This is a genomic window from Streptomyces bambusae, from assembly GCF_019400985.1.
GTDB classification, from domain to species: Bacteria; Actinomycetota; Actinomycetes; order Streptomycetales; family Streptomycetaceae; genus Streptomyces; species Streptomyces bambusae_A.
In genome coordinates, this window is the sequence record NZ_WTFF01000132.1 from 1 (window position 1) to 19,848 (window position 19,848).

At 73.7% G+C, this 19,848-nt stretch carries 17 protein-coding genes; 7 read left to right on the forward strand and 10 right to left on the reverse strand.

The features are described 5' to 3' along the window. The coding region (locus tag GPJ59_RS19195; RefSeq protein WP_219668434.1) for a WD40 repeat domain-containing protein at positions 1–894 on the reverse strand (894 nt) is incomplete at its 3' end. Between the two features lie 107 nt (positions 895–1,001). On the opposite strand from GPJ59_RS19195, the gene GPJ59_RS19200 reads away from it, so the two are divergent. Continuing rightward, on the forward strand, positions 1,002–1,688 hold the full coding sequence (locus GPJ59_RS19200) for a GDSL-type esterase/lipase family protein (protein ID WP_219668435.1): 687 nt from the start codon (positions 1,002–1,004) through the stop codon (positions 1,686–1,688). A 133-nt stretch (positions 1,689–1,821) separates the two neighbouring features. Continuing rightward, positions 1,822–2,811, forward strand: coding sequence for an aldo/keto reductase (locus tag GPJ59_RS19205; protein ID WP_219668436.1), 990 nt, complete (start codon positions 1,822–1,824; stop codon positions 2,809–2,811). A gap of 309 nt (positions 2,812–3,120) precedes the next feature. On the opposite strand, the gene thpR is transcribed toward GPJ59_RS19205, so the two are convergent. From thpR to GPJ59_RS19220, 3 genes are all read right to left on the reverse strand, one after another. Next, positions 3,121–3,675, reverse strand: a complete 555-nt coding sequence (thpR, locus tag GPJ59_RS19210) for an RNA 2',3'-cyclic phosphodiesterase (RefSeq protein ID WP_219668437.1) — start codon at positions 3,673–3,675, stop codon at positions 3,121–3,123. Between the two features lie 127 nt (positions 3,676–3,802). Then, positions 3,803–5,146 carry an MFS transporter gene (locus GPJ59_RS19215; RefSeq protein ID WP_258024614.1) on the reverse strand — a complete coding sequence of 448 codons (1,344 nt, stop codon included), beginning with the start codon at positions 5,144–5,146 and terminating at the stop codon, positions 3,803–3,805. Between the two features lie 26 nt (positions 5,147–5,172). Beyond that, a complete protein-coding gene (locus GPJ59_RS19220; protein ID WP_219668439.1) occupies positions 5,173–5,610 on the reverse strand; it encodes a MarR family winged helix-turn-helix transcriptional regulator in 438 nt (145 codons plus the stop codon). Positions 5,611–5,729: 119 nt separating this feature from the next. Between GPJ59_RS19220 and GPJ59_RS19225 the strand changes: the two genes are divergently transcribed. Further along, positions 5,730–5,912 (forward strand): ribbon-helix-helix protein, CopG family, encoded by a 183-nt coding sequence (locus tag GPJ59_RS19225; RefSeq protein WP_219668440.1) that lies wholly within the window; start codon positions 5,730–5,732, stop codon positions 5,910–5,912. 118 nt (positions 5,913–6,030) lie between these two features. On the opposite strand, the gene GPJ59_RS19230 is transcribed toward GPJ59_RS19225, so the two are convergent. From GPJ59_RS19230 to GPJ59_RS19240, 3 genes are all read right to left on the reverse strand, one after another. Next, the gene (locus GPJ59_RS19230; protein WP_219668441.1) at positions 6,031–6,450 is read right to left on the reverse strand and encodes a PIN domain nuclease; all 420 of its coding nucleotides are present in this window, start codon (positions 6,448–6,450) and stop codon (positions 6,031–6,033) included. Next, the gene (locus GPJ59_RS19235; RefSeq protein WP_219668442.1) at positions 6,447–6,647 is read right to left on the reverse strand and encodes a type II toxin-antitoxin system VapB family antitoxin; all 201 of its coding nucleotides are present in this window, start codon (positions 6,645–6,647) and stop codon (positions 6,447–6,449) included. Before GPJ59_RS19235 ends, GPJ59_RS19230 begins: the two co-directional genes overlap by 4 nt. Positions 6,648–6,764: 117 nt before the next feature. Beyond that, entirely contained in the window at positions 6,765–8,222 is a 1,458-nt protein-coding gene (locus tag GPJ59_RS19240) for an NCS2 family permease (protein WP_219668443.1), read from the reverse strand. A 152-nt stretch (positions 8,223–8,374) separates the two neighbouring features. Between GPJ59_RS19240 and GPJ59_RS19245 the strand changes: the two genes are divergently transcribed. Together GPJ59_RS19245 and GPJ59_RS19250 are read left to right on the forward strand one after the other, a co-directional pair. Beyond that, positions 8,375–8,671, forward strand: coding sequence for a DUF2530 domain-containing protein (locus GPJ59_RS19245; protein WP_219668444.1), 297 nt, complete (start codon positions 8,375–8,377; stop codon positions 8,669–8,671). A 160-nt stretch (positions 8,672–8,831) separates the two neighbouring features. Continuing rightward, the gene (locus GPJ59_RS19250; protein ID WP_219668445.1) at positions 8,832–11,291 is read left to right on the forward strand and encodes an HAD-IC family P-type ATPase; all 2,460 of its coding nucleotides are present in this window, start codon (positions 8,832–8,834) and stop codon (positions 11,289–11,291) included. Between the two features lie 16 nt (positions 11,292–11,307). Here the strand turns inward: GPJ59_RS19250 and GPJ59_RS19255 are convergent, their stop codons facing one another. Together GPJ59_RS19255 and GPJ59_RS19260 are read right to left on the reverse strand one after the other, a co-directional pair. Further along, positions 11,308–12,099 (reverse strand): alpha/beta fold hydrolase, encoded by a 792-nt coding sequence (locus tag GPJ59_RS19255; protein ID WP_219668446.1) that lies wholly within the window; start codon positions 12,097–12,099, stop codon positions 11,308–11,310. Between the two features lie 252 nt (positions 12,100–12,351). Continuing rightward, entirely contained in the window at positions 12,352–15,498 is a 3,147-nt protein-coding gene (locus GPJ59_RS19260) for a sacsin N-terminal ATP-binding-like domain-containing protein (RefSeq protein ID WP_219668447.1), read from the reverse strand. Positions 15,499–15,619: 121 nt separating this feature from the next. Between GPJ59_RS19260 and GPJ59_RS37600 the strand changes: the two genes are divergently transcribed. Next, on the forward strand, positions 15,620–15,754 hold the full coding sequence (locus GPJ59_RS37600; RefSeq protein WP_258024615.1) for a hypothetical protein: 135 nt from the start codon (positions 15,620–15,622) through the stop codon (positions 15,752–15,754). 45 nt (positions 15,755–15,799) lie between these two features. Here the strand turns inward: GPJ59_RS37600 and serC are convergent, their stop codons facing one another. Further along, complete coding sequence (serC, locus tag GPJ59_RS19265) at positions 15,800–16,918, reverse strand: phosphoserine transaminase (RefSeq protein ID WP_219668448.1); 1,119 nt, start codon at positions 16,916–16,918, stop codon at positions 15,800–15,802. 202 nt (positions 16,919–17,120) lie between these two features. On the opposite strand from serC, the gene GPJ59_RS19270 reads away from it, so the two are divergent. Continuing rightward, a partial coding sequence (locus GPJ59_RS19270) for an FAD-binding and (Fe-S)-binding domain-containing protein (RefSeq protein WP_219668449.1) occupies positions 17,121–19,848 on the forward strand: 2,728 nt, incomplete at its 3' end.

Below are 19,848 nucleotides of genomic sequence, written 5' to 3' on the forward strand. Positions count from 1 at the left end.
CGGCTGCCCCGGCGAGCCGGACGCGGCGGGCGGCGCCGCGGCCGCCGGGGTGGCCGGGACGGCGACGACCCGGCTGTTCTCGCCCTCGGCCCCGAACAGCAGCGTCGAACCGTCCGCCGAGTACGTCACCGACTCCGCCTGCCCCTGCCACGGCGCGTCCACCCGCTCGCCGTCGCCGTCCGGGCGGCCGTCCCGCCAGGGGTAGGTGCGCGCCAGCAGGTAGCCGCGCAGGGTCAGCGCGGTGCCGTCCGGGGAGAACGCGCCGTCCGTCACCCACGGCACCGTCCCGATCCGCCGGAACACGTTCGCCCCGCCGGTCTGCAGCTTCTCCGGGCCCTCGTAGAGCCCGCCCCCGTCCCGGTTCTTGCTCGCGATGTAGACCCGGCCGGTCACCGGGTGCACCATCAGCGCCTCCGCGTCCCGCGGCCCGTCCTCGTAGCGCACCGTGAACTGCGTCGCCTTGACCGGCTGGTCGCCCAGCCGCTCCGGCTCGGGGAAGCGGTAGATCCAGACGTGGTCCCAGGTGCCGCCCCGGTTGTCGCCGATGTCACCGAGGTAGAGCTGCCCGTCCGGGCCGAGCGAGATCGCCTCGACGTCCCGCGGGGTGCCGATGCCGGTGAGGGTGAGCCGGGCGACGGTCCGCCCGGTGGCCGAGTCCACGCCGTAGACGTACGGGCCGTCGTCGCTGTCGTTGTGCGTCCAGTACACGCCTGGGTGCTTCCGGCTGGCCGCCAGGCCGCTGGACTCCTTGATCCGGGAGTCCTCGATGCCGAACGAGGACGCGCCGGCCGGGGCCGGGGCCGCCTGCGCCGCGCGGGCGGGTCCGGCGGCCGCCGGGAGCAGGGCCAGCGACACGGCGGCGAGGGCGGCGGCGGTCAGCGGGAACGGGCGCATACGTCCAGACTGCCAGCCGCCCGCCGGACCGCCGGGGCATGATCGGCGTGTCCGGCATCACAGGGCCGGACGGGTTTGCGCCGCGTGCGATCCGCGATGATGACCGGATGCGCTTCATGTTCGTCGGCGATTCCATGACCATCGGACGCGCCGGCGACTACACCTGGCGCTACCGGATGTGGCAGCACCTCAACGCGACCTTCGGCGGCCCGTACCGGATCGTCGGCCCGCGGTGCGAGGTCTACGACACGTTCGCCGACGCGCCCGTCAGCCACGAGTACGCCGACCCCGCCTTCCCCGGCCACGCCCGCCGCCACCTGGCCGGCTGGGGCGAGGGCTGGCAGCACATGGCCCCGGTCATCGGCGAGGTGGCGGCCGAGCACCGGCCCGACGTCCTGCTGGTCTCCCTCGGCCTGATCGACCTCGGCTTCTACACCGCCTCCGACGAGACCGCCGCCAACGCGCGCCGCTTCGTCGCCGCCGCGCGCGAGGCCCGCCCGGGCATCCGGATGGTCCTGCTCCCCGTCATACCGAACGTCCGGGCCGAGTCCGACGCGCCGTTCGCCGCCGAGTGCGCCCGCTTCAACGAGCTGCTGGCCAAGGCGGTCGCGGACCTCACCACGGACGCCTCGCCGATCCTGCTCGGCGCGCGCCCCGAGGCGTACGACATTCACCACGACACCTACGACGGCACCCACCCCAACGCCTCCGGCGAGCACCGGCTGGCCGGGGAGTTCGCCGCGGTGCTGCACCAGGCCTGGGGCATCGGGGGCCCGTACACCGCGCAGGCATGAGCGGCGCGGCGCCCCCGGCCCGGCAGCCCGGTCCGCCCGCACGCGCGACACACCCACGGGCCCGACACACCCAACACGCCTTTTCCGTACGGCCCTTGCCTGGAGTCCACTCGAAGCAGTTGGCTTGTGACCCATGAAGTACACGCAGCTAGGACGCACCGGACTCAAGGTCAGCCGACTCGTTCTCGGCACGATGAACTTCGGCCCCCAGACCGAGGAGGCCGACAGCCACGCCCTCATGGACGCCGCCCTGGACGCGGGCATCAACTTCTTCGACACGGCCAACGTCTACGGCTGGGGTGAGAACAAGGGCCGCACCGAGGAGATCATCGGCAGCTGGTTCGCGAAGGGGGGCCGCCGCCGCGAGAAGGTGGTGCTGGCCACCAAGGTCTACGCCAACATGGCCCCCGAGGGCGAGACCTGGCCCAACTACGACCGCCTCTCCGCGCTGAACATCCGGCGCGCCGTCGATGCCAGCCTCAAGCGGCTGGGCACGGACTACATCGACCTCTACCAGTTCCACCACGTCGACCGGCGGACGCCCTTCGAGGAGATCTGGCAGGCGATCGACGTCCTGGTCCAGCAGGGCAAGATCCTCTACGCCGGCTCCTCGAACTTCCCCGGCTGGAAGATCGCCCAGGCCAACGAGACCGCCGCGCGCACCGGCCGGCTCGGGCTGGTCAGTGAGCAGTGCCTGTACAACCTGGCCGAGCGGCGGGCGGAGCTGGAGACCATCCCGGCCGCCGAGGCGTACGGGCTGGGCGTCATTCCCTGGTCCCCGCTGCACGGCGGACTGCTGGGCGGGGTGATCCGCAAGGCGGCGACGCAGGGCCGGTCGGTCTCGGGCCGGTCGGCGGACGCGCTGGCCAACACCTCGGTCCGGGCGCAGGTCCAGGCGTACGAGGACCTGCTGGACAAGCACGGGCTGGAGCCGGGCGAGGTGGCGCTGGCCTGGCTGCTGAGCAGGCCGGGGATCACCGGGCCGATCGTGGGCCCGCGTACGGCCGAGCAGCTCGACTCCGCGCTGCGGGCGGTCGAGCTGGAGCTGTCGGAGGAGCTGCTGGCCGGGCTGGACGAGGTCTTCCCCGGGCCGGGTCCGGCGCCGGAGGCCTTCGCCTGGTAGCGGCGGTGGCGTCGGCGTGGCGTCGGCGTGGCCCGGCGGTGGCGGCGTGGCTCGGCGTCGTCGGCGTAGGGCCGCCGCCGTCCCCGGCCGCGGCGACTACTTGAGGGCGGAGGCGGCTGCCACGACGACGAACATCAGCACGAGCACACCCGCCATCACGCGGTTTCTGGTCTTCGGATCCACCCGTCGAGCCTAACGCGACCGGTCCCGTGCCCCGCACCGAGGTACGGGACCGGCCGCGGTGACGCAGGCCACGCCGAGCCCCGGGGATCCGCCCGCGTGGCGCGGCCGCGGCGCGGCGCGACGCGCTCAGCCCCGCAGCGGCCAGGCGCCGACGACCTCGTACCGGGGCCGCTCGCCGGCGACGCCGCTGGTGGGGAGGTTGCTGCGGACCAGGCTCAGCTCGTCCACCTGCCAGCTCGTGCCCTCGAAGGCGGCCAGCGCCTCGGTGTACGGGCGCAGGGCGACGGTGGCGCGGGCCCGGGCCACGGTGATGTGGGGCGTGTAGCGCCGGTGCTGCTCCATGGCCACGCCCGCCCGGCGGGCGGCCGCGTCGGCGCGCTCGGCGAGCATCCGCATCCCGTCGATGTCCCCGGCGGCGCCCACCCACAGCGTCCGGTTGCCGAAGTGGCCCGCGCCGTGCAGGCGCAGCCCGAAGGGCGCGGTGCGGTCGGCCGCCCGCTCCAGCCGGACGCGCAGCTCCGGCAGCAGTTCCTCGCGTACCTCGCCCATGAAGGCGAGCGTGAAGTGCCGGCCCGGCTCGGAGGTCCAGCGCAGGGCCTCGTTCTGCGGCAACGCCCCGACCGCTGCGTTCAGTTCCGCCAGGGCGGCCGGCGGGGGCAGGACGGCGGCGAACAGTCTCATGGGCGGCAGCGTAGACGACCGGCCCCGGTGGGCCGGGGTGCTCCGCGGGCCCGTCGCACCGGTCGCGATGACCGGCACGACGGGGGCCTGTCGGGTCCCGACAGGCTCCGACACGCCCCGGCGCGGGCTATGCCACGCGGACCAGTTCCCGCTGCCGGTTCGGTACGAAGGCCACGCCGCGGCGGCTGACCCGTACGTGCAGGTCGCCCACGCGGGCCAGGACCAGGCCGATCGTGACGGCGGCCGCCAGCGAGACGGCGCCGCCCGCGGCCATGCCGACGCGGGCGCCGAAGTGGTCCGTCACCCAGCCGACCAGCGGGGCGCCCAGCGGGGTGCCCCCGGTGAACACCATCATGTACAGGGCCATGACGCGGCCCCGCATCTCGGGGTCGGTGGCCATCTGCACGCTCGAGTTGGCCACGACGTTCACCGTCAGGCCGAACATCCCGATCGGGACCATCAGCGCGGCGAACAGCCAGAAGCCGGGCGCGAAGGCGCCGGCGATCTCCAGCACGGCGAACGCGACCGCCGCCGCGACCAGCAGCCGCAGCCGGGCCGGCCCGCGCCGGGCGGCCAGCAGGGCGCCGGCCAGCGAGCCCACGGCGAGCAGCGTGTTGAACAGCCCGTAGGTGCCCGCGTCGCCGTGGAAGACGTCGTCGACGAAGGCCGTCAGCCAGATCGGGAAGTTGAACCCGAAGGTGCCGATGAACCCGACGAGCACGATCGGCCAGATCAGCTCCGGCCGCCCGGACACGTACCGAAGTCCCTCGCGCAGCTGCCCCTTGGCGCGCGGCGCCGGGGCCGCGCGGTGCAGCTCGTGCGCGCGCATCAGCAGCAGGCCCGTGACGGGGGCCAGGAACGACAGGCCGTTGAGCAGGAACGCCCAGCCCGAGCCCACCGCGGTGATCAGGATGCCGGCGACGGCCGGGCCGACCAGCCGGGCGGACTGGAAGTTGGCCGAGTTCAGGCTGACCGCGTTGGCCAGCTGCTCCGGTCCGACCATCTCGGAGACGAAGGACTGCCGGGCCGGGTTGTCGACGACGGTGACCAGGCCGAGCAGGAAGGCGGTCAGGTAGACGTGCCAGACCTGGACCTGGCCGGTCAGGGTCAGGGCGGCCAGGGCGATGCCGGTCAGGCCCATCGCCGACTGGGTGGCGACCAGCAGCGGCCGCTTGGGCAGCCGGTCGGCGAGTACGCCTCCGTAGAGGCCGAGGAGCATCATCGGCAGGAACTGCAGCGCGATCGTGATGCCGACCGCGGAGGCGGAGCCGGTGAGCGCCAGGACGAGCCAGTCCTGGGCTATGCGCTGCATCCAGGTTCCGGTGTTCGAGACGAGCTGTCCTATCGCGAAGAGCCGGTAGTTCCGGATCCTCAGCGAGCCGAACATCGAGCTCCTGGACGGAGCGGTCTTGGGTAGGGCAGGGGTGGATGTCTGTCCGGGTGCGGAGTCTGCTCCGTTTCCCGTACTCAAAGGCTTTCGCCTCCTCGCGTCGTCGCCTACAGGTGCGCGAGCTTCTCCAGGACGGGCGCGGCTTCCCTCAGCTTCGCCCATTCGTCCTCGTCGAGCTCGGCCGCGAGCCGGGCCAGGAAGGCGTTGCGCTTGCGGCGGCTCTGTTCGAGCACCGCCTCGGCTTCCTCCGTCTGGGTGACCACCTTCTGCCGGCGGTCGTCCGGATGCGGCTCCAGCCTGACCAGTCCCTTGGATTCCAGCAGTGCCACGATGCGGGTCATCGAGGGCGGCTGCACGTGCTCGCGCCGGGCCAGCTCACCGGGGGTGGCCTGGCCGCAGCGGGCGAGGGTGCCGAGGACCGACATCTCGGTCGGGCTCAGCGATTCGTCGACGCGCTGGTGCTTCAGGCGCCGGCCCAGCCGCATGACGGCCGAGCGGAGATCGTTCACGGCGGCGGCATCGACGCCATGCGAAAGGTCAGGCATGTTCATTAGAATAACTCATTACTCTGGCTAAGGAAAATGGGTTGCCTGCTTCACCCGTCCGGGTGAGAAGGTCCCGGAAAGTGACACGCGTCCGCGCCCCGAGCCCTGACTCTTGCGCCATGGGGACACACGTACTGAGCATGCGCATAGACGGTGAGCTCATGGACCGTCTCCGGACGTACGCCGCCCGCAGCGGCATGAGCGTCCAGGACTACGTCGTCAGGACACTCGTCCGCGACGACTTCGACGAGCGCTTCAAGGCGGCCGTGGACGAGACGGAGAAGTTCTACGGCCTGACGTGACGCGCGCGCGGCGCGCTGCGGGGACGGCGGCGCGGGGACGGCGGTGCGGCGCGCTGCGGGGACGGCGGTGCGGCGCGGGGACGGCCCGGCGCGGTTGCCGGACGGCTTGTACGGGAACTCAGTCAGCTGTGCCGGCCGGCACGACCCAGCGAGTGGGCTGCCCGGTGATGGCCGCGATCATGTCGTAGTCGCCGTCGTAGTGCAGGACCGTGACTCCGTGCCGCTCGGCGGTGGCGGCAATCAGCATGTCGGCCATGGACAGGGCGCGGTGGTTGCCTCGGAACATGGCGCGGCGCTGAATGTCCTTGGCCCGGTCCCACACCTCGTCCGTGCACGGCAGGTAGTCGAACCCCCTGAGCAGATGGCTCAACCGGTCTGCTTCCGCCGCGCTTCGGGCACTGTGCAGAACCTCCATCTCGACCGCCGCGCTCACCGCCAGCAGCGCACGCTGCGAGAGGTCGTCCAGGACGGGCCGCACTGCCGGCTTCCCCCAGCGCGCCAGGGCTGACTTGTCGATCAGGAAGCGCGCCCGGGTCACGCCGCCGCCGACGAGCCCGACTCGTCAAGGAGGTCGAACTCCCCATTGGCGATGGCATCGGCAAGCTCTATCCGCCTGGCCAGCTTCACGGCCTCCAGCAGCGCCGCATTGACCGTGGCGACCTTGGTGGTCGTGCCGAACAGGCGCTGGGCCTCGGCCAGAAGGTCGTCATCGAGGTCGATCACGGTTCGCGCCATGACTGCTCCTCCCGCAGGTGACAACAGAAGACGATATCAGTCCAGGCGCGCTCTTGATATCGAAAGCGGCCCCGCGCTCCAGGAGCGCGGGGCCGCGGGCGACGGGCTGCGCAGGGCTCAGGTCAGGCCCAGCGCCGGCATCGCGTAGTAGAAGACGAACACCGCCGAGACGACGTACATCGCCGCCGGGACCTCCCGGCCGCGTCCCGTCGCCAGCCGCAGCACGCAGAAGCTGATGAAGCCGATGCCGATGCCGTTGGTGATCGAGTACGTGAACGGCATCATCAGCATCGCCAGGAACGCCGGCACGGCGATGGTGAAGTCGCTCCAGTCGATGTCCTTCACCGAGCCCGCCAGGATCAGGAAGCCCACCGCCACCAGGGCCGGCGTCGCCGCCTGGGACGGGACCATCGTGGCGAGCGGCGTGAAGAACAGCGCGACGGCGAAGAGGCCGCCGGTGACGACGTTCGCCAGGCCCGTACGGGCGCCCTCGCCGACGCCGGCCGTGGACTCCACGAAGCAGGTGGTCGCCGAGGAGGACGTGGCGCCACCGGAGGCGACCGCGAGGCCGTCGATCAGCAGGACCTTGTTGATGCCGGGGAAGTTGCCGTCCTTGTCGATCAGCTTCGCCTCGTCGCCGACGCCCAGGATGGTGCCCATCGCGTCGAAGAAGCACGACAGCAGCACGGTGAAGACGAACAGCGTGCCGGTGAGCAGGCCCACCTTCTCGAAGCCGCCGAACAGGCTGACCTGTCCCACCAGCCCGAAGTCGGGCGCCGCCACCGGGTTGCCCGGCCACTCCGGCACCGTCAGGCCCCACGCCTGCCCCGGCAGGCCGGCCACCAGCTGCACGACCACCGCGACCACGGTCATCACGACGATGGAGATGAGGATCGCGCCGGGCGTCTTGCGGATCAGCAGCGCCAGCGTGAGCAGCACGCCGAGGACGAAGACCAGCACGGGCCAGCCGTTCAGGTGCCCGTCGCCGCCGAGCTGGAGCGGCACGGTGGTGTGCGCCGCGTCCGGGATGCGGGTGACGAAGCCCGAGTCGACCAGGCCGATCAGCATGATGAACAGGCCGATGCCGATCGCGATGCCCTTGCGCAGGCCCAGCGGGACGGCGTTCATCACCCGCTCGCGCAGGCCGGTGGCGACCAGCAGCATCACGACGAAGCCTGCCAGCACCACCATGCCCATGGCGTCGGCCCAGCTCATCCGGGGGGCGAGCTGGAGCGCGACCACGGTGTTCACGCCGAGGCCGGCCGCCAGGGCGATCGGGACGTTGCCGATCACACCCATGAGGAGGGTGGTGAAGGCGGCCGTGAGGACGGTGGCGGTGACGAGCTGGCCGCCGTCGAGCTGGTGGCCGTACATGTCCTTCGCGCTGCCGAGGATGATCGGGTTCAGCACGATGATGTAGGCCATCGCGAAGAAGGTGGCGAAACCGCCGCGGACCTCGCGGGCGACGGTCGAGCCGCGCTCGGAGATCTTGAAGTAGCGGTCGATCCCCGAGGTGCCCCGGGGGGAGGGGTGCGGGGCGGTGGCCGCGGGCGACACGGGGGCCGAGGTGCTCATTCGGTCCTCAAGAATGGTTCGTGTTGTGGGTTCGCACGAGCGAATCCCACCTGAGGCAAACCGTTTCAGTATGAACAGATGAACGAAGTGACGTCCATCTCCGCGCGTAGACCATGCGTAGGCCAGAATTTCGGCCGCCTAGACTGGACGTCATGGCGAAGTGGACCCCGAAGCACCCTGCACCCGAGCCCCTCGAAGGCCCGGTCGTCGCCACCATCACCGGCGGCACGATCCTGTGGTTCGTCCTGTTCGTGGTCCAGCTGCCGTTCTACGGCTGGTTCGCCGACCGCGATCTGCTGTGGTGGGTGTGGACCTGCGCGGCGGGCGGGGCCCTCGGGATCATCGGCATCTGGTACGTCCGGGGCCGCGACGCCGCCCTCAAGCGCCACGCGGCCGCCCTCGCCGAGGCGCAGGGACGCGACGCGGGCTCCTCGGCGTCGCCGCAGTAGCGGGACGGCCGCCGAGCCGCGGACGGTCAGGTCGGAAGCGCGGGACAGCCCCCGGGTTCGGGCCCCGGGTCGGACCGCGGAACGATTCCTCTCATCCTGAAGTCGGATCTTCCGACCGCTCGACGGGTGAAGCGATCGGACGCCCTTTACCGTCGAGAACATGACGCAGCGGGCGAAGATCGATCACGACGGTCCCGAGCGGGCAGGCGCCGGCGCCGCCATCGACGCGGGCGCCGAGCTCGATCCCGTCCATCCGGTGCGGCCCCCCGCCCCCCGCTTCCGCCCGGACGGCCTGAGCACCGCCGAGGTCGCCGAACGCGTCGCACGCGGCGACGTCAACGACGTACCCGTCCGCAGCAGCCGTTCGACCGCCGACATCGTCCGGGGCAACGTCTTCACCCGCTTCAACGCGATCATCGGCGTCCTGTGGGTGATCATGCTCTTCGTCGCGCCGATCCAGGACAGCCTCTTCGGCTTCGTGATCGTCGCCAACACCGGCATCGGCATCATCCAGGAGCTGCGCGCCAAGAAGACCCTCGACGGGCTCGCCGTCATCGGCGAGGCCAGGCCGAGCGTCCGGCGCGACGGCCGCACCGCCGGGATCTCCACCTCCGAGATCGTCCTGGACGACGTCGTCGAACTCGGACCCGGCGACAAGGTCGTCGTCGACGGCGTCGTAGGCGAGGCCGACAGCCTGGAGATCGACGAGTCGCTGCTGACCGGCGAGGCCGACCCGGTCCTGAAGAAGCCCGGCGACCAGGTCATGTCCGGTTCCTTCGTGGTCGCCGGCGGCGGCGCCTTCACCGCCACCAAGGTCGGCCGCGAGGCCTACGCCGCCCAGCTCGCGGAGGAGGCCAGCCGCTTCACCCTGGTCCACTCCGAGCTGCGCTCCGGCATCTCCACGATCCTCAAGTACGTCACGTGGATGATGATCCCGACGAGCATCGGCCTGATCATCAGCCAGCTGGTCGTCAAGGACAACGACCTCAAGGACTCCATCGCCCGCACCGTCGGCGGCATCGTCCCGATGATCCCCGAGGGCCTGGTGCTGCTGACCTCCGTCGCCTTCGCCGTCGGCGTCATCCGGCTCGGCCGCAAGCAGTGCCTGGTGCAGGAGCTGCCCGCGATCGAGGGCCTGGCCCGCGTCGACGTCGTCTGCCTCGACAAGACCGGCACCCTCACCGAGGGCGGCATGGACGTGACCGAGCTGCGCCCGCTGGGCGGCGCCGACCCGGTCCACGTGAAGAAGGTGCTCGGCGCGCTCGGCGAGTCCGACCCCCGCCCCAACGCCAGCCTCCAGGCGATCATCGAGGCCTACCCCGACAGCGAGGAGTGGCGCTGCACCGAGTCGCTGCCCTTTTCCTCCGCCCGCAAGTACAGCGGGGCCAGCTTCAGCGAGGGCGACGGCGAGAACTCCGTCTGGCTATTGGGCGCCCCCGACGTCCTGCTGCCGGCCGGCGACCCGGCCCTGGCGGAGGTCGACGGGCTCAACGAGCAGGGCCTGCGCGTCCTCCTCCTGGCCCGGGCGGTGCGCGAACTGGACGACGCCGCCGTTGCCACCGGGGCCCGTCCCACCGCCCTGGTCGTCCTGGAGCAGCGGCTGCGGCCCGACGCGGCCGACACCCTGCGCTACTTCGACGAGCAGGACGTCCACGCCAAGGTCATCTCCGGCGACAACGCGGTCTCGGTGTCGGCCGTGGCCGGCAAGCTGGGCCTGCCGGGCGCCGAGAACACCGTCGACGCCCGCCGCCTGCCCGCCGAGCGGTCCGCGATGGCCGAGGAGCTCGACCGCAACGCCGTCTTCGGCCGGGTCACCCCGCAGCAGAAGCGGGACATGGTCGGGGCCCTGCAGTCCCGGGGCCACACGGTCGCGATGACCGGCGACGGCGTCAACGACGTGCTCGCCCTGAAGGACGCCGACATCGGCGTCTCGATGGGCTCGGGCTCGGAGGCGACCCGCGCGGTCGCCCAGATCGTCCTGCTCAACAACAGCTTCGCGACCCTGCCCTCGGTGGTCGCCGAGGGCCGCCGGGTCATCGGCAACATCACCCGGGTCGCCACCCTGTTCCTGACCAAGACGGTCTACTCCGTCCTGCTCGCCGTCCTGGTGGTGGTCTCCCAGGTCGAGTACCCCTTCCTGCCCCGCCACCTGACCCTGCTCTCCACCCTCACGATCGGCGTTCCGGCCTTCTTCCTGGCCCTCGCGCCGAACAAGGAGCGGGCCAGGCCGCACTTCGTGAAGCGGGTCATGCGGTACGCGATCCCGGGCGGGGCGGTCGCCGCCGTGGCGACCTTCACGACGTACCTGATCGCCCGCTCCCACTACTCGGGCGAGGGCGCCCTCCAGGCCGAGACCAGCGCGGCGACCCTGACCCTGTTCCTGACCTCGATGTGGGTCCTGGCGATCATCGCCCGCCCCTACACGTGGTGGCGCCTGGCCCTGGTCGCCGCGATGGGCCTGGCCTTCCTGGTGGTCCTGGTCGTCCCGGCCTTCCAGAACTTCTTCGAACTCGAACTGGTGGGCACGACGATGCCCTGGGCCGCGGTGGGCATCGCCGCCGCGGCGGCGGCCCTGATCGAGATCCTCTTCCGCTGGGTGGACCGGCGCTTCCCGGCATAGCGTGCGTCGCAGTGGCTCAGGCGGCCAGGAACGGCCTGATGGTGCGAACGAGTTCCTCAGGGTGGTCGAGCTGCGGTGTGTGCGTGCCCGGGGTCCGCAGCACCTCGGTCCCGAGGCGGGCGGCGAGCCAGGTGGCGACCTCGTGGAAGACGTCCGGTGAGTCCTGGCCGACCAGGGCCCGGGCGGGTGCGGTGATGCCGGAGAGCGCCGCATCGTCCGGGCGGTACGGCTCGAACTTCCCCATCTCGACCCCGAAGAGCGTCTCGCCGTTGCCCAGCATCCTCCGGCGCAGCCCCGGATCCAGCTGCTCCCAGCTGACGTCGCCGGAGGCGAACCGCATGAAGTGTTCGACTGCCGCCTCAGGACCTCCGGCCGCCATGCCCGCTTCGACGACTGCCCTCACGGGGGCCTCCGCCTCGCTCGCGTTCTTCACCACGGACATCAGCGGGGGGTCGTTCAGTACCCCGCAACGGACGACGGCGGGGTGGCGGACGAGCAGGTCCAGGGCGATGACGGCCCCGTAGCTGTTGCCGTACACGGCGGCGGGAGCGAGCCCGAGCGCGGTGAGCAGGGCGGCCGCGTCGTCCGCCTGCTCGGCCACCGAGGTCGTCTGCCACCCGGCGGGACGCGGACTGCGCGAATTGCCCCGCCGGTCGTAAGTGAGCACGGTGAACTCGTCGGCGAGCAGGCCCGCGACCCGGTCGAAGCTGCCGGCATCGCCGCCCGCTCCGGCGATGAGCAGCACCGACGGGCCGGTGCCGCGCAGCTCGTAGTAGATGTCCGTCCCGTTCACGGCAGCCGACGGCATGGGCCCCTCCTCCACTCGGCGCGGGCTTTCCCGCCTGCGCCCGGATACTGCCGCTTCGGCCGCCCGCTCACGTCGGACGCGGCGCGCGTGTCGCCTGCCCGTGGGCGTGTCGAGCGGCCGTACGGGGCCGCCGTCCTGCGGCGCCCGTACGGACGCCGCAGGACCTGCCGCCGCCTCGGGCAACCTGTGGTGCCGGCCTGATGCGGCACCGGGCTCGTCCGACCTTGATCCGCCGGAAAGGCCCTAGTCGAACTAGTCGAACCAGCGGTCGCGGGCCAGTTCTGTCGTGCGGGACGGGTCCTCCAGGAGGGCGGCCACCTCGAAGCGGCGCGGCCACTGGCCCGCCGACCAGGCCAGGCCCGCCGCGACGCCTTCCAGGGTTGCCGCGTGGAGCGTGCCGTCGGGGGTGCGGCGCCAGTCGAGTTCGACGCCGCCCGCGACCAGCTCCTCGTGCTCCACGTACGTCGCCGGGGTCGCCGGACCCAGCAGGACGCGGACCGCCTCCGGGACCTCGTGCTCCTCGCCGGGCGTGGTCACCTCCGCCGGCACCGTCTCCGACAGGCGCCGCACCTGGAGCAGGTCGGCGAGGTCCGCCGCCCGGACCGGGGCGACCGGCAGGAGCGGCAGGCCGGCCGTCAGCGGCAGCAGGTCGGGGGCGTCCGCGACCACCGCGTCCGCCGCGTCCACGACCACCACCTCGCCGTCCACCACCGCGCGCAGCTCGTCGGGCAGCGTGACCTGCTCGGGGTCCAGGTCGGCCAGCGCCCCGTACAGGGCGTGCAGCTGGCGGCCGGTCACCTCGCGGTCCGGGTCGGCCAGCCGGCCCAGCAGCTCGGCCGCGCCGCCCGGCTCGTCGAGCAGGGCCGCCACGGAGGTGCGTACGCCCAGGGCCCGCAGCACCTGCTCGTCCTCGAAGCCAGTGGCGTCGGCGGAGGTGTAGAGGCCTTCGAGCAGCGAGTCGCCCCCGGCCGCGCGCAGGCCGGCCGGGCGGCGCCCGTCCAGGACCGGGTGGTCGCGCAGCCACCAGGCGGTGTACGGGCGGACGGTCTGCGTGGTGCCGTCCGGCAGCAGGACCCGGACCGGCTGGGTCAGCGCGTCCCGCAGCGGCGGCTGGGCGAGCATCGCCAGGGCCTGCGGCCAGCGGTCGTCGTCCACCAGGTCCAGGTCGCGTACGGCGACCAGCTCGGTCGCGACCGGCGGCACCGGGGTCTCGGGGAGCTGGTCGAGCAGGTCCTCGCACCACACGTCCACCGCGTCCAGCAGGCCGACGTCGTCGGGCTCGGCGAAATCGCCCTCGCGCGGCTCCAGTTCGTCCGGGTCGAGGACCACGTCGGTGGCGCGCACCAGCTGGAAGCCGGCCAGCACGCCGGCCGCGGTGAGCGGGCCGGCGCCCCAGCGCTCGACCAGCTCCGCGTCGCACAGCGGCAGCTCGTCCTCGCGGATCACGGCCGCGAAGGGGCTGCCGGGCAGCACCAGTTCCCCGGCCGGGGCGAGCTCGCCCTCCTCGTCGGGCAGGGCGAGCGCGGCCAGCCACGGCTCGTCGCCGGGCTCCAGTTCGGCGTCCCGGACCAGGCCCAGGACCACCTCGGCGAGCTCCTCCGGGTCCAGGGCGTCCTCGTCCCAGATCTCCCCGGCGTCCATCGAGGCGGCCACCGCGGCCCGTACCTGCGGGGTGTTCAGCACCGCCCGCGGGCTCGCCGGGACCGCGCCGAGCTTCTCCAGCAGCGGGTGCACCGCGTCCGGATGGGCCACCTTCAGCCCGAGCCGGGTCAGGCCCGCCGGGGTGTCCGGGCCGGGCAGCAGGATGTGCCGGGGGCCGATCGCGGCCCGGCCGGCCGCGGGCGCGCCCCCGGCCTCCGGGTGGTCCTCGGGGGCCAGCGGCACCGGGAGCCCGGACAGCCGGTCCGGATCGACCCCGGCCAGGCTGTCGTAGAGCCGCCACCACCACTGCGGGGAGCGGTCGATGCCCGCGATCCGCTCGATGGCGTCGCCCAGCGGCAGCCGGCCGACGCCGAGCGTGCGCAGCTCGGCGCGCCGCTCCAGGCCGGCCGGGAGCAGGGTGGGCAGCACCTCGGCCAGCACCCGTACGGTGTCCGCCCCGGCGCCCTCGACCACCTCGGCCTCGAAGGGCCGCAGCGCGGTGAGCTCCTCGGACGGCGCGGCGGGCGCCAGGAAGCCGGTACGGGGCAGCCGGCGCAGGATCGCGGCGCGCAAGGCGCCGTCCAGCTGGCCCTTGCCGAGCGGGCCGGGGACCAGGTCCACCAGGTCCGTGGTCACCGGCCGCCAGCCGGCGAGGAGTTCGGCGTACGCGTCGGCCGCGCGCTCGACCAGGAAGTCCGTCAGCGGGCCGGGCGCCGGGTGCCGGCGGGCGGTGTCCAGCGGCAGGGTGGCGATGAACAGCGCGGGGATGCCCAGCGGCTCGTCCGTCGGGGTCGGCGCGTGCACCACGGGCGCGGTGTCCGGCCGTACCGGCGCACCCTGTGCGTCGACCGGGACCGCCCACGACACGGTCCAGGTCGGCCGCAGCCGCTCCTCGACGGGCCGGTCGGCCAGCAGGGCCCGCTCGATGGTGCCGCTGTGGCGGACGGTGCGCCAGTGGCGCACCTCTCCGGTGCTGTCGTCGACGACGGTGAACGGCCCGTCCGTGCGCCGGGTCAGCGTCCGCACCCCGGCGGCGGTCTCCACGACGATCTCGGCGAGCCCCGGCAGGGTCAGCAGCAGGGCGTCGTCGATGCCGGCCAGCAGCCGCTCGGCCAGGTCCTCGGCGGCCGTGTCGCGCAGCGGGAGGACGACCACGGTGTCGTAGCCCTCGGGAGCGCTGCCCTCGGCGGGCAGCGGCAGGCGCAGCAGCGGTACGTGGCCGTCGCGGCGGCGCAGTTCGTCGCCCAGGCCCGGGCTGCCGTGGGCGGCCCCGGCCGCCAGCTCGCGCGCCTCGGCCAGCGACCAGCGCACGCCGCCGTGCCGGCCCAGCACGGCCGGCTCGTCCGTGACGGCGAGGACGGCCGCGAAGCCGACCCCGAACCGGCCGACGCTCTCCTGGCCAGGCTCCCGCTTGGCGGAGGCCCGCAGGGTGCTCAGCGACTCCACGCCGGTCGCGTCCAGCGGAGCACCGGTGTTGGCGGCGGCGAGCACGGCGCGGCCGTGGTCGCCCTCACCGGGGTACAGGGTCAGCCGGAGCCGGCCGGGCACGCCCGCCCGGGCGGCCGCGTCGGCGGCGTTCTGCGCCAGCTCCACCACCAGCCGGTCCCGGTAGCCGCCGAGCGCCAGGTCCTCCTCGGCGTTGGCGTCCTCGCGGAACCGGGCGGGTCCGGCGCCCCAGGCGTCGAGCACTCCGCGTCGCAGCCGGGCCGTCCCGAAGGGATCCGCGCCACCCTGGGCCGCCGTCACTCGCACGCTCACGCCGCTGCCTCCTCTGTGCTGGGACCCCGAAGGTATCGTGCGCGCCCGGCCGGCCCGTGCGCGGGCGGCGGCCCTGCGCCTTGCCGGTGGGCGGGCGAACAACCACCGCGTTGGAGTCCTGGTGCTCCCGGTACTCCCGATGCTCCCGATGCTCCCGGTGCCGGACGTAGACGCGTACACGTACACATACGCGGACACGTACACATACGCGGACACGGACGCGGACACGGACGCGGACGCACCGGACCCCCGGTGACGAGGTGTTGTCACCGGGGGTCCGGGGGAAGCGCTCAGCCGGCCGTCAGAGCTGCTCGATCACGTAGTCGACGCAGGCCGTCAGGGCCTCGACGTCCGCCGGGTCGATCGCCGGGAACATCGCGATGCGCAGCTGGTTGCGGCCCAGCTTGCGGTACGGCTCGGTGTCCACGATGCCGTTGGCGCGCAGCGCCTTGGCGATCGCCGCCGCGTCGATGTCGTCCGAGAAGTCGATCGTGCCGATGACCGCCGACCGCTTGGCCGGGTCCGTGACGAACGGCGTGGCGTGCTTCGACGCCTCGGCCCAGCCGTACAGGGCGCGCGCGGAGGCCGCCGTACGGGAGGTGGCCCAGTCCAGACCGCCCTGGCCGTTGATCCACTCCAGCTGCTGGTTCAGCAGGAAGAGGGTCGCCAGCGCCGGGGTGTTGTACGTCTGGTTCTTCAGCGAGTTGTCGATCGCCGTCGGCAGCGAGAAGAACTCCGGGACGTGCCGGCCGGACGCGTGGACGCGCTGGGCGCGCTCCAGGGCGGCCGGGGAGAACGCGGCCAGCCACAGACCGCCGTCCGAGGCGAAGGACTTCTGCGGGGCGAAGTAGTAGACGTCCGTCTCGGTGATGTCCACCGGCAGGCCGCCGGCGCCCGAGGTGGCGTCCACCAGCACCAGCGCGCCCTCGTCGGCGCCCGTCACCCGCTTGAGGGGCGCGGCGACACCGGTCGAGGTCTCGTTGTGGGTGAACGCGTACACGTCCACGCCCGCCTCGGCCCGCGCCTCCGGGTGGGTGCCCGGCTCGGAGGAGATCACGGTCGGCTCGTCCAGCCACGGAGCGAGCTTGGCGGCCTTGGCGAACTTGGACGAGAACTCCCCGAACGTGAGGTGCTGCGACTTCTGTTCGATGAGCCCGTGGGTCGCGATGTCCCAGAACGCGGTGGAGCCGCCGTTGCCCAGGATCACCTCGTAGCCCTCGGGCAGCGAGAACAGGTCCCGGATGCCCTGGCGCACCGAGCCGACCAGGTTCTTGACCGGGGCCTGGCGGTGGGAGGTTCCGAGCAGGGAGGTACCGGTGGCGGCCAGCGCGTCCAGCGCCTCTGTCCGCACCTTGGAGGGGCCCGCGCCGAAGCGTCCGTCGGCGGGCTTGATGTCAGCGGGAATCTGGATCTCAGCCACGGACGGAGGGTATCGGGTCGCGCGAGCGGCTCCGGCGCGGCGTCCACCCGATGAGACGGCGGGTCGGACGGCGGGCCGGGCGACGGGCCGGGCGGCGGGTCGGACGGCGGGTCGGACGGTACGGTCCGGACCGCGGCCCCGACACGCCGATGCCGCCGGTCCGCCGGGTGTCCGCCGGGTGTCCGCCGGGCACTATGGCGCGATGACCGACCCCGCGAGTCATCCCGTCCCCGGCCCCACCCCCGCCGCCGACCCCGATCTCGCCGTCGACCTCGAACGGGCCCTGCGGGCCGCGGTACGGGGCGACGTGGACTTCGGCGCGGCCGCCCGGGCCCTGACCACGATGGACGCCTCCAACTACCGGCGTGTCCCGCTGGGCGTGGTCGCGCCGCGCGACGCGCAGGACGTGGCGGAGGTGCTGCGCGTGTGCCGTGAGGCCGGGGTGCCGGTCGTGCCGCGCGGCGGCGGCACCTCGATCGCCGGGCAGGCCACCGGCACGGGCGTGGTCCTCGACCTGACCCGGCACATGACCGCCCTGCTCGCCCTCGACCCCGCCGCACGCACCGCCGTCGTCCAGCCCGGCCTGGTCCTGGACACCCTGCGGGCCGCCGCCCGCCCGTACGGGCTCACCTTCGGCCCCGATCCCTCCACCCACGCGCGCTGCACCCTCGGCGGGATGATCGGCAACAACGCCTGCGGGGCCCACTCGGTCGCCTGGGGCACCACCGCCGACAACGTGCGCGAACTCGACGTACTGACGTACGGCGGCGGCCGGCACCGGATCGGCCGCGGCTGGGCCGGCGCCCCGGCGGGCCTGTCCGGCCTGGTCACCGCGAACCTGGCAGTGCTGCGCACCGGCATGCCGGCCGCCGCCCCCGGCCTGACGCGCCGGATCTCCGGCTACGCCCTCGACGCGCTGCTCCCGGAACGCGGTACGGACCTGGCCCGCGCCTTCTGCGGGAGCGAGGGGACCCTGGGCGTGCTGACCGAGGCGGTGGTCCGGCTCGTCGAACTGCCCCGGGAACCGGCTCTGGTGGTCCTCGGGTACGCCGACGAGAGCGCGGCGGCCGACGCGGCGGCCGGGATCGTGGCGCACGGGCCGCTGACCGTCGAGGGGATGGCGGCCGACCTCGTACGGGGCGCGGCCGGTGCGGCGGCCGCCCTGCCACGCGGCGGCGCCTGGCTGTTCGTGGAGATGCCGGACCGGGACGGCGCCCGGGCCCTCGCCCGCTCCGCCGACGCGCTGGACGCGGCCGTGGTCACCGACCCGGCCCGGCAGCGGGCCCTGTGGCGCATCCGCGAGGACGCCGCCGGGACCGCGACCCGGACCCCCGGCGGCGGCGACGCGTGGCCCGGGTGGGAGGACTGCGCGGTCCCGCCGGCCCGGCTCGGCGCGTACCTGCGCGAGTTCCGGGCCCTGCTGGCGGCGCACGGGCTGCACGGGACCCCGTTCGGGCACTTCGGCGAGGGCTGCGTGCACGTACGCATCGACTTCGACCTCGCCACGCCGGCCGGGGTGGCGCGCTTCCGCACCTTCTCGGAGGAGCTCGCCGGCCTCGTCGTCGCCCACGGCGGCTCCCTGTCGGGCGAGCACGGCGACGGCCAGGCCCGGGCCGAGCTGCTGCCGCGGATGTACGGCGCCGACGTGGTCCGGCTGTTCGGCGCGTACAAGGACGTGTGGGACCCGGCCGGCGGCATGAACCCGGGGATCCTGGCCCGGCCGGCCCGGCTGGACGAGAACCTGCGGTTCGCCGTGCTGCCCCTGGCGCAGCCGCTCGCCCGGGAGGTGGCGCGCTGCGTGGGCGTGGCCAAGTGCCGCACCACCGAGCCGGGGCCGGGGGTGATGTGCCCGTCGTACCGGGCCACCCGCGAGGAACAGCACTCCACGCGGGGCCGGGCCCGGCTGCTGCACGAGATGCTCGCCGGAGAGGTCGTCACGGACGGCTGGCGCTCGGCGGAGGTCGCGGAGGCACTGGACCTGTGCCTGGCCTGCAAGGGCTGCCGCAGCGACTGCCCGGTCGGGGTGGACATGGCCGCGTACAAGGCGGAGTTCCTGCACCGGCACTGGGCGGGCCGGCTGCGGCCCCTCGCCCACTACACGATGGGCGGCCTGCCGACCCTCCTCCGCACGGCCGCCGCACTCCGGGCGGCCCCCCTGCTGGGCACCCTGTCCCGCCTCCCCGGCGCAACCCGCCTGGCGGGCACCACACCGCAGCGCGAACTCCCACGCCCGGCCCGGGTGCCGTTCACCCGGTGGTGGGCGGCAAAACGGGGCGACGCCCTGACCGGGCTTTCGGGTGGGCCTGGGCCGCACGCCCGGCACGGCGGGCCCGGCGAACGGGGTCTCGGCGGCGCCACGCCTGCCGGGGACGGGGACACAGCCGCGCACCATCCAGCCCCGCCTGGGGGCACCCCCGGACGGAGTCTGGGGGAGTTTGAGGCGCGGGGTCTGGGGCGGAGCCCCAGTTCCGGGAAGGGGCGGGGCGCCCATCCAGCCCCGCCGGCGATTGAGGCGCGGGGTCTGGGGCGGAGCCCCGGTTCCGGGAAGGGGCGGGGCGGGGAGAGGAGCCGCCCGCAGGGCCCCGTACCCACCCTCCTCCTCTGGCCGGACACCTTCACGGAATACCTCGCCCCCGAGATCGGCCGCGCCGCCCTCCGCGTCCTGGACGCAGCCGGCCTGCCCACCACCCTCCCGGCGGGCCCGGTCTGCTGCGGCCTGACCTACGTCTCGACGGGCCGCCTGGACCGCGCCCGCGCGGTCATGCGACGGACCCTGGACGTCGTGGAACGCACGCAGGCGGCCGGGCTGCTCGGCCACGGCGGGGACGCCGGTCACCCCGGGGGCGCCGGGGACGGCGCACGGCACGCCGAAGCCGCCGAAGCCGGCGGGGCCGACGGGGCCGACGGGGCCGGCCTGAGGAGCTGGTTTT